Raw genomic sequence first — 12,713 nt, 5'->3', positions numbered from 1 at the left:
CAGGAGCGGAGCGATTGGAAACGCGAAAGGGAGAGGGGCTACGGCGTCCGCACGTCACACAGTAGCCCCTCACCCTTTCGGCTAGCGGCTCGCAGGCTCGCCGAGCCTCAAGCCCTCTCCCGCTGGGAGAGGGAAGGATAGGCCCCGTACGCCACGAACGCCCCGTTCATGAAGCCCGGCTTGCCATAGGCCAGCGCCGCGCCGTCAGGGCCCAGCACGCGCCCGCCGGCCGCCTCCAGCACCGCCTGGCCCGCCGCCGTGTCCCACTCCGAGGTCGGCCCCGTGCGCGGATAGACGTCGCACGCTCCTTCCGCGATGCGACAGAACTTCAGTGAGCTGTCCTCGCCGCGCCACTCGGCGCAGCCGTGCAGGTCGGCCAGGGCCGCGGCGTCCTCCGGCTTCACGCCCCGGCTCATCAGCGCCAGCGCGACGGCCGGCCTGGGCCTCACCCGGATCGGCTCCCACGCCCCGCCGATCGGCCGCCGCACCGCGCCCCCCGGCCCGCCGGCCCAGGTCAGGTCCAGCGCCGGGGCCGTCACCACCCCGGCCACCGGCCGCTGACCGTGGATCAGGGCGATGTTCACCGTGAACTGCTCGTCCCCGCGCACGAAGCCGCGCGTGCCGTCCAGCGGATCCACCAGCCAGAACAGCTCCGGCGCCGTCTCCGGCCGCCCTTCCGCCTCCGACCGCTCCTCGGCCACGGCGGGCACGTCTGGCCAATGCGCGCCCAGCCGCTCCAGGATCAGCGCCTCCGCCTCGCGGTCCGCGCGCGTCACCGGGCTGTCGTCGGCCTTGGCGTCGGCGACCACGCCGCTGCGCCAGTACGGCCGGATCACTGCGGCAGCCGCCTCCGCGATCTCCGCCAGCGCGTCGATCAGGCTTCCGGCGGACGGGGCGTCGAGGGGGGAGTGGGGCATTCGCGTGGCTTAGAGCGTCATGAGCGCAACGTCAGCCCTTCAGACTGTCGGCGCGGCGGGTCGGTTCATCACAAAGGACACCAAGGAGGCACGAAGGACACAAAGGGACTTGCACGTGTAGCCGCGCGCGGCGCTTCGACATTTTGCAAGACGCGGGAATGCCTTCGGCGCCTCGCGCTCGGTCTCTTGGTGTTCTTCGTGCCTCCTTGGTGTCCTTCGTGATGAACCAGCCCTGTTGAAACCCGTCACTCGGTCCCTTCCCTCAATGCGCCAAATCAGGCCAGCTTCCGGCCCATGACCGACGCCTTCTCCGACCGCGACGAAACTGAACTGGCCGCCCTCGTCGCCGCCAAGCTGTGCCACGACGTCATCAGCCCGGCCGGCGCCGTGTCCCAGGGGCTGGACCTCTTGGAGGACCCCTCCGCCCAGGACATGCGCGACGACGCCCTGGCCCTGATCCGCCAGAGCGCGACCCGCCTGCTGGCGGTGGTCGATTTCGCCCGCGTGGCCTACGGCGCGGCCTCCACGGCCGAGACCTTCACCGGCGAGGCTCTGGAGAAGCTGGTCCGCGACCTGACCGGCGGCGGGCGCGCGACCCTGGTCTGGAACGTCGAGCCGGCCGCCCTGTCGAAGGCGTCGGCGCGCGTGCTGCTGAACCTCGCCTATCTGACGGTGGGCGCCCTGCCGTCGGGCGGCGAGGCGACCGTCTCCGCCCGCCTCGACGGCGACCGCCTGAAGATCGAAGGCCTGGCCGAGGGCGCCCGTGCCCGGCTCAAGCCCGAGGCCGCCGCCGGCCTCGCCGGCCGTCCGCTGGAGGAAGGCCTGCCCGGCCAGTGGATCCAGCCGCACTGGCTCTGGCTGGCGGTGCAGCGCCTGGGCGGTACGCTGGAAGTGCAGGCGGACGAAGGCCGCGTCCGGTTGCTGGCGGATTTGCCTGCATGACGCGCGCGTGGGGGCCGGTTGGTTCATCACGAAGAACACCAAGGGGGCACAAAGGACACCAAGAAACCGCGCGCGCGGCGCCGCAGGCAATTTAGCGTCAATGCGCATCAAGGCGCTGCGCGCGGCCAGGAGCGCCGGACCCTTCGTGGTCTTCGTGCCTCCTTGGTGTTCTTTGTGATGAACCAGCGGAAAGCGGCCCCAGGCTCCACATCCCTAACGCGCCCTTTATCCCGCTCCCCAACCACTCGTTAACCCGCCTCCGGCGATCATGGGGGGCGTCGCAGAAGCCTCGTGACTCGTCGATTTTTTCGGACGCCGCCCTTGGACCCCCGCACCTGCCTGATCGTCGACGACAGCCGGATCATCCGGAAGGTCTCCCGACGCATCGTCGAGGGCCTGGGCTATGAGGTCGACGAGGCCGCCGACGGCGCCGAGGCCCTGTCGCACTGCACCGCCGCCCTGCCGGACGTGATCCTGCTCGACTGGAACATGCCGGTCATGGACGGCCTGACCTTCCTGCGCCGCCTGCGCGCCCTGCCGGGCGGCGACCGGCCCAAGGTCCTGTTCTGCACCATCGAGGCCGACCCGGCCCGCATCTCCGAGGCCCTGGCCGCCGGCGCCGACGAATACGTCATGAAGCCGTTCGACGGCGACGTCCTGGCCGCCAAGTTCGAAGAGGCGGGCGTGGGATGACGCCGGAGGATTTCGAGCGTCTCCAGGCCCTGGTGGTCGGCCGCACCGGCCAGCGTCTGGGCCGCGACCGGATGAAGCTGGCCCAGCACCGGCTGGCCTCCGTCGCGCGCCGCGAGGGGTTCGACGACGTCGGCGCCCTTTTGGCCGGCCTGTGGGACAAGCCCGTCGCCTCGGTCGGCTGGGCGGTGATCGAGGCCCTGCTGGACTCCGAGACCTGGTTCCGCCGCGACCGCGCCGCCTTCGCCGTCTTCGCCGACCAGCTGCTGCCGGCCCTGGCGTCAGCGCGTCCGGGCGGGCGCGTCCGCCTGTGGTCCGCCGGCTGCTCGACGGGGCAGGAGGCCTGGTCGCTGGCCATGGCGGCGGCTGAGCGCGGCATCGACGCCCAAGTTCTGGCCACCGACCTGAACCGCCTGTCGCTGGAGCGGGCGCGGATCGGCGCCTATTCCGGCTTCGAGATCCAGCGCGGCCTGTCGGCCCGCGCCATGATCCGCTGGTTCGTCCAGGCCGACGAGCTGTGGACCGCCGCCGACGCCCTGCGCGCCGGTGTGGAGTTCCGCCGCGCCAACCTGCTGGACCCCATGCCGGACGACCAGAAGTTCGACGTCGTCTTCTGCCGCCACGTGCTGGGCGGCATGGAGCCGCGCCGTCGCGCCCTGGCGCTGGACAACATCGAACGCGCCCTGACCGACGACGGCTGCCTGTTCACCGGCCCGGACGAGAGCCTGGACGGCGACACCGTCGCCTTCCGCCCCGTCTCCGGCCGCCCCGGCCTGTACGTGAAGTCTGCCGGCGCCCTGCGCCGGGCCGCCTGACCCTTACCTTCGCCTCCCCCGCGATCTAGTCTGCCCGTCCGAACAGGGGAGGGGCCCATGCCGCGATGGATCTGGTTGCCGGTCGCCCTGGGCGTCGCCCTGGCGCTGGCGGTCTTCGCCAACCTGGCCCCAGCCCCGCGCGGCGCCGACGCCCCCGCGGGCGCCTTCTCCGCCGAACGCGCCATGGCCGACGTGCGGATCATCGCCGCCGAGCCCCATCCCGTCGGTTCCCCCGCCCATGCCCGGGTCGTGGACCATCTGCTGGCCCGCATGACCGCGCTGGGCCTGGCGCCCACGACGCAGCCGGGCGTGCTCTCGCCCGCCGCCGTGCGCCGGCTGGAGCGGTGGGACGTCGACGCGACCGGGCTGGGCCTGACCAATCTGATCGGCGTCCTGCCCGGCACGCGCCCGGATCTGCCCGCCGTCCTGCTGATGGCCCACCACGACAGCGTGGCCCAGTCTCCCGGCGCGGCCGACGACGCGGCGGGCGTCGCCGCCATCCTGGAGACCGTGCGTGCGCTGCGTGCCCGCGGCCCGCGCGACCGCGACGTCGTCGTGCTGATCACCGATGCGGAGGAGCTGAACCTCGACGGCGCCCGCGCCTTCTTCGGCGACCATCCCCTGCGCGACCGCATCGGCGCCGTGATCAATCTGGAGGCGCGGGGCGGCGGCGGCCGGGCCATGATGTTCGAGACGGGCAAGGGGAACGCCGAGACCGTGGCCCTGTTCGCCCGCGCGGCGGCCCGCGCCGACGGCGGCGGCGCCACCAACGCCCTGGCCGCCTTCGTCTACGAGCTGATGCCCAACGGCTCGGACTTCACCGTGCCGCGCGATCGCGGGGTCCAGGGGGTCAACCTCGCCTTCATCGGCCGGCCCGAGCAGTACCACACCCCCCTGTCCACACCCGCGAACCTGGATCGCGGCAGCCTGCAGCACATCGGCTCCCAGACGCTGGAGACGGCGACGCTCCTGGCCTCGGCCGAGACCCTGCCGCGCGCGGGCGGGACGGCCGTCTGGGCCGACGTCTTCGGCCGCGTCGTGATCGTCACCACGCCCGCGGCCGGCTGGATCGTGCTGGGGCTGGCCGCCCTGCTGATCGGCTTCGTCGTCGTCGCCCTGGGCCGGCGTGAGCAGCCCCGTCCCGGCGAGGTCGGGCGCGGCGTCCTGGACGGTCTGTGGTTCCTGTCGGTCGCCGTCGTCGCCGCCCACGCCGTGCGCGCGCTGGGCGGGCCCTCCGCAGCCCGCGCCGAGGACGCCGAGACCTACTACGCCCTTCTGGCCCGCCTGCCGTGGCTGGAGGCGGGGGCCGCCCTGGCCGTCCTGGCCGTCGCCCTTCTGGCGCTGGGCGGACGCATGGCGCTGGACCGGCGGATCATGGCCGGCCTCGTGGTCCTGCTGACCTTGCCGGGGCTGGTGGGGGAGGGGCCGAACCCGATCCTGCTGGGCGCCGCCGCTCTCGGCCTGGGCCTCAGCTTCGTCGCCGGACCGCGCGGCGCCTGGCCCGCCTGGCTGGGCCTGCTGGGTCTCGGCTGGCTGCTGGCCGTGATCGCCCAGATCGCCGCCCCGGCCACCGCCTTCCTGTTCGCCTGGCCGACGCTGATCGTCGCCTTGGCCGCCGCCGTCGTCGCCCGCCTCGATCCGGGCCTCGACCGCGTGGCGGGCGCGCCGGTGATCGCCGTCCTCGGCGCCTTGACCGCCGGCTGGGCCCTGGCCATGGCCCATCCCGTCTTCCTGGGCATCGGCATGGACCTGCCCGGCGTCCTGGCGGGTCTCGCCCTGATCGCCCTCATGGCCCTCCGTCCCCTGGCGCCCCAGGCCGCCCGCGTCCTGACGGTCCTGGCCGCCGCGGTCCTGCTGACCGGCGCCGTCTTCTCCTTCTGGGGAACCCAGGCTCGCCCGGCGCAGGCGCAGGCGGAACGGATCGGCTGACGACAGAAACGGTCGCAGCGTTCCGTCTGCCGAAAAGAACATATTGGCAACCGGAACAAACCGTGCACATAGTCCCTCTCACGAAGGGGGCGGGTCCATGGCGGGTCTCTCCCGGAACCAGATGGGAATCATGGCAAGGGAGACGAAGGCGATGGCACAGGCGGCTTTGAAACTGGTGGGCAAGGAAGACGGCGACAAGGCGCGGGCTCTGGAGGCGGCGATCGCCCAGATCGACCGCGCCTTCGGCAAGGGCTCGGTGATGAAGCTGGGCAAGGCGGGCGTGGTGGCCGAGATCGAGAGCATCTCGACCGGTTCGCTGGGCCTGGACATGGCGCTGGGCATCGGCGGCCTGCCCAAGGGGCGGGTGATCGAGGTGTTCGGTCCGGAATCCTCGGGCAAGACCACCCTGGCCCTGCACACCGTGGCCGAGATTCAGAAGGCGGGCGGCGTCGCCGCCTTCGTCGACGCCGAGCACGCGCTGGACCCGTCCTACGCGGGCAAGCTGGGCGTGAACCTGGACGACCTTCTGGTGTCCCAGCCGGACAACGGCGAGCAGGCGCTGGAGATCGTCGACACCCTGGTGCGCTCCGGCGCGGTGGACATCGTGGTGGTCGATTCCGTCGCGGCGCTCACGCCCAAGGCCGAGATCGAGGGCGAGATGGGCGACAGCCTGCCGGGCCTTCAGGCGCGTCTGATGTCCCAAGCCCTGCGCAAGCTGACCGGCTCGATCAACAAGTCGAACTGCATCGTCCTGTTCATCAACCAGATCCGGCACAAGATCGGCGTGATGTACGGCTCGCCCGAAACGACCACGGGCGGCAATGCGCTGAAGTTCTACGCCTCGGTGCGCCTCGACATCCGCCGCACCGGCGCGATCAAGAACCGCGACGAGGTGGTGGGCAACACCACCCGGGTGAAGGTGGTCAAGAACAAGGTCGCCCCGCCGTTCCGCGAGGTCATCTTCGACATCATGTACGGCGAGGGCATCTCCAAGATCGGCGAGATCATCGATCTGGGCGTGAAGGCCGGCATCATCGAGAAGTCGGGCAGCTGGTTCAGCTACGACTCCACCCGCATCGGCCAGGGCCGCGAGAACGTGCGCGACTTCCTCAAGGCCAATCCCGACGTGGCGGACGCCATCGAAAAGGCCGTGCGCCAGTCGACCAGCAAGATCGCCGACGACCTGATGGGCGCCCCCGAACCCGACGAGGGCCAGGACCTCGAAGGCTGACGCCTCCGACGTCTCCTCCCCGTCGGCGTCGCCGATGGGGAGGGGGACCCCCCGCGCGACTGCGCGGGGGGTGGAGGGGGCGTCTCGGTCTCGACCGACACACCCTGGACGGCCCTGAATGTGCACTATGTGCACCCTGTTTTTTCAGAGTGCACATTTCGCCTCTCCGGCCGGGTCCCCGCGACCCGCCACCGACCCCGTGGGGCCGGGCCGGAGACCGGCCGCCTGACCCTCGCCGGTCAGGCGGCCTTCTCGTTCCCTGCGGCCGCCGCTCATGCGGCAAGGTGATGCGTCGCCGCCCAAAACCCTATATGCAGCCCGATCCTCCCAGCCGCTCCCGACCGCGACCGAACCCATGGCCAGCCTGAAGCAGATCCGTTCGACCTTCCTCGACTTCTTCGAGGCCGACGGTCACCGGAAGATCCACTCCGCGCCGCTCGTGCCGCAGAACGATCCGACCCTGCTGTTCGTCAACGCCGGCATGGTGCCGTTCAAGGACTGGTTCACCGGCGCGGCCACCCCGCCGGTCCCGCGCGCCGTCAGCTCCCAGAAATGCGTCCGCGCCGGCGGCAAGCACAACGACCTGGACAACGTCGGCTACACCGCGCGCCACCTGACCTTCTTCGAGATGCTGGGCAACTTCAGCTTCGGCGACTACTTCAAGGAGCACGCCATCGACCGCGCCTGGTCGCTGGTGACGAAGGACTTCGGCCTCGACCCCAAACGCCTGCTGGTCACCGTCTACATCGACGACGACGAGGCGGCCGCGATCTGGAAGAAGGTCACCGGCTTCTCGGACGACAAGATCATCCGCATCGCCGGCTCCGACAACTTCTGGGCCATGGGCGACAACGGCCCCTGCGGTCCGTGCACCGAGATCTTCTGGGACTACGGCGACCACGTCCCCGGCGGCCCTCCCGGCAGCCCGGACGAGGACGGCGACCGATATGTGGAGATCTGGAACAACGTCTTCATGCAGTTCGAGAAGGAGAACGACGAGATCGTCCGCAACCTTCCGAAGCCCAGCGTCGACACCGGCATGGGCCTCGAACGCATCGCCAGCGTGCTCCAGGGCAAGAACTCGGTCTTCGACACCGACCTGTTCCAGACCCTGATCCACGCCTCCGCCGACGCCACCTCGACCGATCCGAACGGCGACATGGCGGCGTCCCACCGCGTCATCGCCGACCATCTGCGCAGCTCGTCCTTCCTGATCGCCGACGGCGTCACGCCCTCGAACGAGGGCCGCGGCTACGTGCTGCGCCGGATCATGCGCCGCGCCATGCGCCACGCCCACCTGCTGGGCGCCTCCGACCCCCTGATGCACCGCCTCGTGCCGACGCTGGTCGCGGAGATGGGCGAGGCCTATCCCGAGCTGAAGCGCGCCCAGGCCTTCGTCGAGGACACGCTGAAGCAGGAGGAGGTCCGCTTCCGCACCACCCTGTCCAAGGGCATGAGCCTGTTCGACCAGGCGACCTCGTCCTTCAAGTCGGGCGACATGCTGGACGGCCAGACCGCCTTCACCCTGTACGACACCTACGGCTTCCCGCTGGACCTGACCCAGGACGAGGCGCGCCGCCGGGGCTTCGGCGTCGACGACGCGGGCTTCCAGGACGCCATGGCGCAACAGCGAGCGCGCTCGCGCGAGCACTGGAAGGGCTCGGGACAGACCGCCAACGCCGGCGAATGGCTGTCGATCCGCGACCGCCTGGGCCCGACCGTCTTCACCGGCTACGACGCCGTCGACGGCTCGGGCGAGGTGCTGGTCCTGATGAAGGACGGCGCAGCGGTGGACGCGGCCGGCGCCGGCGACATCGTCGAGGTGCTGTTCGACACCACCCCCTTCTACGCCGAAAGCGGCGGCCAGGCGGGCGATCACGGCACGCTGGAATGGCCCGGCGGCTCCGCCGAGGTCATCGACGTCAAGAAGCACGCCGGCGACCTGCACGTCCTGTCGGCCGAGATCACGTCCGGCACGCTGGCCACGGGCGCCCGCGTGGCCCAGCTGGTCGACGCCGAGAAGCGCCGCACCACGCGCGCCAACCACTCCGCCGCCCACCTGCTGCACACGGCGCTGAAGAACGTCCTGGGCGCCGCGGTCGCGCAGAAGGGCCAGCTGGTCGACGCCGAGCGCGCCCGTTTCGACTTCAGCCACGGCGCTCCCGTGACCGAGGCCGAGCTGGAAGCGATCGAGGCCGAGGTCAACGCCGTGATCCGCCAGAACGTCCCGGCCGAGACGAAGCTGATGGCCCCGCAGGCGGCCATCGAGGCCGGCGCCATCGCCCTGTTCGGCGAGAAGTACGGCGACGAGGTCCGCGTCCTGACGCTGGGCCGCTCGCTGACGACGGACAACAAGCCCTATTCGGTCGAACTGTGCGGCGGCACCCACGTGGCCCGCACCGGCGACATCGCCCTGTTCAAGATCGTGTCCGAAGGCGGCGTGGCCGCCGGCGTGCGCCGCATCGAGGCCCTCACGGGCGAGGCCGCGCGCCTGTACGTTGAGGGCCAGGCCAGGGTCGCCCGCAATCTGGCCCGCGACTTCAAGGTCCAGCCCGCCGACGTGCCGGGCCGCGTCGAGACCCTGTCCGCCTCGGTCCGCGCGCTGGAGAAGCAGGTCGCCGAACTGAAGAAGCAGCTGGCCCTGGGCGGCGGCTCCGGCGCCTCGTCGGCGCCGGAAGAGATCGGCGGCGTCAAGCTGATCGCGCGCGTGCTGGACGGCGTGGACGGCAAGGGCCTGCGCGGCGTGGCCGAGGACTTCCGCAAACAGGTCGGCTCCGGCGTCGTCGCCCTGATCGGCGTCACCGACGGCAAGGCGGCGGTCACCGTCGCGGCCACCTCCGACATGGCCGGCCGGGTGAACGCCGCCGACCTGGCGCGCGCGGCGGTGATCGCCATGGGCGGCCAGGGCGCGGGCGGCAAGCCGGACTTCGCGCAAGGCGGGGCACCGGACGGATCAAAGGCCGAGGCCGGCCTTCAAGCCGTGCGGGAGGCGCTGAAGGGCTGACGCCTCAGGCGGCGGGCGGCGCGGTCTCCGGCAGGTCGATCGCCGCCAGTTTCCAGCCGAACAGGCCGCGGCGCTTCATCAGCAGGGTGACGGAGCGGTCGTCGCGCTCGGCGTCCTCGAAGCGGATGGCGAAGGTGTTGGGGTCGCGATAGCCCAGGCTCCGCTTCGGCTCGGGCCGGTCGTCGGCGGCCGGCCGGGTCTCTCCCGCCTTCGGGGTCTTGCCCGACCGGACCATCGTCGAGACGGCCTGCGGCGTGACCAGGGCATCGACGGCGCCGGAGATGATCGCCGGGCCCAGAAAGGCACCCAGGCCGCCCAGCGGATCGTCTTCGCCGCGCGCTCGCATCTCGCCGACCAGGCGTTCGTTGAACTCGGTCTTCATGCTGTCGCGCAGGGCCGGGAAGTCCACCAGCCGCTCCAGCGCCCGCGCGTCGCCCCGCTCCGCCGCCTCGCCCAGCGCCTTGGCGGCCAGCCAGGGCGTCGCCGCGAACCAGCCCAGGAAGGCCACGCCGGCGACGACGGCCAGACCGGTGATCAGCTTGCGGTTCAAGGGGCTCACTCCACGCTGCGACGGCTCAGCCTAGACCGGTTCTTCCCCGCCGCGCCACCGTCAGCGTCAGCCGGCCACCCGTTTCCGGCCCATGTCGTCGCCTGCGCGGGGAACCGGCGCCGGCGCGGTCGTCGCGCCCGCGGGCAGGCCGACGTGGACCAGCTTCCATTCATAGATCCCGCGCCGTTCGAAGGTGAACGTCGTCTGCGATCCGCCCTCGTCCTCCACCGTCATGCGCGCGCGGTCGACGCCCCAGTGGCGTGGCGTGGGCCAAGGTCCGCCCTCGGGCGCTTCGGCCGGCGCCGGGCTGGACGAGCGCTGCGCCGCGAACCGGCCCTCGCCCCGCGTCAGACCGGCCAGGGCGACGGGCGTCAGATAGGCGTCCACCTGAGCCTGACGATCCGGTCCGGGCCGCTCCAGCCCGCGCACCACGGCGCCGATCGGATCCTCCAGGAAGCCCGGGGCAGGCGCGGTCGCCTCTGCGCGTCCGTCCAGCTGCTGACCCAGCGACCGGCGCACGGCGGCATAGTCGATCAGCTTCTCCAGCCCCGCCTGATCCCCCGCGTCGGCCGCGGCGCGCACGCCGAAGAAGCCGACGTAGGGCGCGGCGAAGAAGCCGATCACCGCCACGGCGACGATCAGGCCGACCAGATTGCCCAGAATGCGGATCATGCCCTCTCCCCACGCGGCGTTCTTCCAACAGGCTGGCACGGCCGGGGTTCCCGCTCAATCGCGGGCGCGCGACGGGCGAACGCTTGCGCGGTTTCGCGTGCCATGCCCCATTGCCGCCCGACCACGTGTTCGGGAGGATTCCATGCTCAATCGTCGCCACCTGATGCTCAGCGCCGCCGCTGCGGGCGCCGCCCTGTCGGTTCCGGCCGTCGCCGCCCCCCGAACCTTCACGTCCGAGGACGCCCGGCTGGACGCCCTGCTGACCCGCTGGATGAACGAGGACATCGACCGCAACCCGACTGTGGCGACCAGCCTGGGCGTCGACCGGGGCGAGCGGGCCCATCTGGCCGGCAAGCTGGCCGACGTGTCTCTGGCCGCCCAGGCCGAGAACGCGGCGCGGGCCAGGGCGCGGTGGGCGGAACTTCAGACCTTCGATCCCGCGACCCTGTCGGAGACGTCGCAGGTGACCCTGGCCATCTTCCGCTTCTCGGCCGAGGGGGCGGCCATGGGCGCCGACCTGCCGCACGGCGGCGGCTCCAGCCCCTATGTCGTGACCCAGCGTTGGGGCGCCTACTTCAACCTGCCGGACTTCATGGCCAACCAGCACCGGATCGAGACGGCCGAGGACGCCGAGGCCTTCGTCTCGCGCTGCCGCGCCTTCGCCGTCCAGCTGGATCAGGAGAACGAGCGGATCGTGGAAATCGGCGGCAAGGGCGTCGTCCTGCCCGCCTTCCTGATGGACAAGACCCTGACCCAGCTGAAGACGCTGCGCGACATGCCCACGGGCGACTGGGCCATGATCCAGGCCCTGGCGAACAAGACGGCGGACCGGGGGCTGGTCGGCGACTGGGTGATCCGCGCCGTCGTCGCCGTGGACGACGAGGTCAAGCCGGCGCTGGCCCGACAGATCGCGGTGTTCGAGGCCCAGCGCCCGTCCGCCGTCGACGACGCCGGCGCGTGGAAGCTGCCGGCCGGCGCCGAGACCTATGCCCTGGCGCTTCGCGGCTACACCACCACCGACTACACCGCCGACCAGATCCACCAGATCGGTCTGGAGCAGGTCGCTTCCATCCAGGCCGAGATGGACGGCCTGTTCCGCCGCATGGGCATGATCGAGGGCACGGTCGGCGACCGCATCCGCGTGCTGAACGAGGACCCGCAATATCTCTGGCCCAACACCGACGAGGGCAAGGCCCAGCTGCTGGAGTCGCTGAACGTCCAGATGGCCGAGCTGGAGCCGCTGCTGCCGCGGGTGTTCAACGTCCTGCCGAAGTCCAAGGTCGAGATCCGCCGCGTGCCGCCGGCGATCGAGCTGGGCGCGCCCGGCGGCTATTATCAGCGGGCGTCGCTGGATGGGACGCGGCCGGGCGCCTACTACATCAATCTGTCCAACACGGCGAACTGGCCGAAGTGGTCGCTGCCGACCCTGACCTATCACGAGGCCAGCCCCGGCCATCACTTCCAGATCGCCCTGTCTCAGGAAGCCGGCGAGCTGCCGTTGTATCGTCGCCTGGCGTCCAACTCGGCCTACACCGAGGGCTGGGCCCTCTATGCGGAGCGCGTGGCCGCAGACGATCTGGGCGTCTACGGCGAGGATCTGGTCGGCCGCGTCGGCTATCTGCAGTCCTATCTGTTCCGCGCCGTGCGTCTGGTCGTCGACACCGGCCTGCACCACAAGAGGTGGACGCGGGATCAGGCCATCGCCTGGATGGTCGCCGAATGCGGCGAGCCGCCGGAATCGGCCGAGAAGGAGATCGACCGCTACATCGTCACCCTGGGTCAGGCCTGCTCCTACAAGCTGGGCCAGACCGTGATCGAGGGCCTGCGCCAGGAGATCGAGGCCAAGGGCGATTTCGACGTGAAGCGGTTCCACGACGCCGTCCTGCTGGAAGGGATCGTGCCGCTGTCGGTCCTGCAGCAGCGGGTGCGCGCCAAATACGTGTGACGCCGCGACGGAAGGCGT

At 71.3% G+C, this 12,713-nt stretch carries 10 protein-coding genes; 7 read left to right on the top strand and 3 right to left on the bottom strand.

Going from position 1 to position 12,713, the window contains the following annotated elements; translation table 11 throughout:
- Positions 1 to 107 precede the first annotated feature (107 nt).
- On the bottom strand, positions 108 to 917 hold the full coding sequence (cysQ, locus tag VGN45_RS12170) for a 3'(2'),5'-bisphosphate nucleotidase CysQ (protein WP_327462818.1): 810 nt from the start codon (positions 915 to 917) through the stop codon (positions 108 to 110).
- 294 nt (positions 918 to 1,211) lie between these two features.
- Here cysQ and chpT point away from each other — a divergent pair, with 294 nt between their 5' ends.
- The 6 genes from chpT to alaS all read left to right on the top strand — a co-directional run bounded on the left by chpT (position 1,212) and on the right by alaS (position 9,528).
- Positions 1,212 to 1,859 (top strand): histidine phosphotransferase ChpT, encoded by a 648-nt coding sequence (gene chpT, locus VGN45_RS12165; RefSeq protein ID WP_327462816.1) that lies wholly within the window; start codon positions 1,212 to 1,214, stop codon positions 1,857 to 1,859.
- Between the two features lie 321 nt (positions 1,860 to 2,180).
- Complete coding sequence (locus VGN45_RS12160; RefSeq protein WP_327462814.1) at positions 2,181 to 2,552, top strand: response regulator; 372 nt, start codon at positions 2,181 to 2,183, stop codon at positions 2,550 to 2,552.
- Entirely contained in the window at positions 2,549 to 3,364 is an 816-nt protein-coding gene (locus VGN45_RS12155; RefSeq protein WP_327462812.1) for a protein-glutamate O-methyltransferase CheR, read from the top strand. Before VGN45_RS12160 ends, VGN45_RS12155 begins: the two co-directional genes overlap by 4 nt.
- Before the next feature lie 57 nt (positions 3,365 to 3,421).
- Positions 3,422 to 5,293, top strand: a complete 1,872-nt coding sequence (locus VGN45_RS12150; protein ID WP_327462810.1) for a M20/M25/M40 family metallo-hydrolase — start codon at positions 3,422 to 3,424, stop codon at positions 5,291 to 5,293.
- 151 nt (positions 5,294 to 5,444) lie between these two features.
- Entirely contained in the window at positions 5,445 to 6,524 is a 1,080-nt protein-coding gene (gene recA, locus VGN45_RS12145; protein ID WP_327462808.1) for a recombinase RecA, read from the top strand.
- A gap of 355 nt (positions 6,525 to 6,879) precedes the next feature.
- Positions 6,880 to 9,528 carry an alanine--tRNA ligase gene (gene alaS, locus VGN45_RS12140; RefSeq protein ID WP_327462806.1) on the top strand — a complete coding sequence of 883 codons (2,649 nt, stop codon included), beginning with the start codon at positions 6,880 to 6,882 and terminating at the stop codon, positions 9,526 to 9,528.
- Positions 9,529 to 9,532: 4 nt separating this feature from the next.
- Here alaS and VGN45_RS12135 read toward each other — a convergent pair whose 3' ends face one another.
- Positions 9,533 to 10,078 (bottom strand): DUF2939 domain-containing protein, encoded by a 546-nt coding sequence (locus tag VGN45_RS12135; RefSeq protein WP_327462804.1) that lies wholly within the window; start codon positions 10,076 to 10,078, stop codon positions 9,533 to 9,535.
- Positions 10,079 to 10,144: 66 nt separating this feature from the next.
- Positions 10,145 to 10,750, bottom strand: a complete 606-nt coding sequence (locus tag VGN45_RS12130; RefSeq protein WP_327462802.1) for a DUF2939 domain-containing protein — start codon at positions 10,748 to 10,750, stop codon at positions 10,145 to 10,147.
- Positions 10,751 to 10,892: 142 nt separating this feature from the next.
- On the opposite strand from VGN45_RS12130, the gene VGN45_RS12125 reads away from it, so the two are divergent.
- Positions 10,893 to 12,695 carry a DUF885 domain-containing protein gene (locus VGN45_RS12125; RefSeq protein WP_327462800.1) on the top strand — a complete coding sequence of 601 codons (1,803 nt, stop codon included), beginning with the start codon at positions 10,893 to 10,895 and terminating at the stop codon, positions 12,693 to 12,695.
- The last annotated feature ends 18 nt before the right edge of the window (positions 12,696 to 12,713 follow it).

Source organism: Brevundimonas sp., assembly GCF_035999125.1.
Lineage (GTDB): Bacteria > Pseudomonadota > Alphaproteobacteria > Caulobacterales > Caulobacteraceae > Brevundimonas.
This window is presented reverse-complemented; position numbering and strand designations above follow the sequence as displayed.

What these genes read in the sequence shown, in the direction of transcription:
- cysQ (WP_327462818.1), bottom strand. Translation starts at nt 917, where the DNA reads ATGCCCCACTCCCCCCTCGACGCCCCGTCCGCCGGAAGCCTGATCGAC.
- chpT (WP_327462816.1), top strand. Translation starts at nt 1,212, where the DNA reads ATGACCGACGCCTTCTCCGACCGCGACGAAACTGAACTGGCCGCCCTC.
- VGN45_RS12155 (WP_327462812.1), top strand. Translation starts at nt 2,549, where the DNA reads ATGACGCCGGAGGATTTCGAGCGTCTCCAGGCCCTGGTGGTCGGCCGC.
- VGN45_RS12150 (WP_327462810.1), top strand. Translation starts at nt 3,422, where the DNA reads ATGCCGCGATGGATCTGGTTGCCGGTCGCCCTGGGCGTCGCCCTGGCG.
- recA (WP_327462808.1), top strand. Translation starts at nt 5,445, where the DNA reads ATGGCACAGGCGGCTTTGAAACTGGTGGGCAAGGAAGACGGCGACAAG.
- alaS (WP_327462806.1), top strand. Translation starts at nt 6,880, where the DNA reads ATGGCCAGCCTGAAGCAGATCCGTTCGACCTTCCTCGACTTCTTCGAG.
- VGN45_RS12130 (WP_327462802.1), bottom strand. Translation starts at nt 10,750, where the DNA reads ATGATCCGCATTCTGGGCAATCTGGTCGGCCTGATCGTCGCCGTGGCG.
- VGN45_RS12125 (WP_327462800.1), top strand. Translation starts at nt 10,893, where the DNA reads ATGCTCAATCGTCGCCACCTGATGCTCAGCGCCGCCGCTGCGGGCGCC.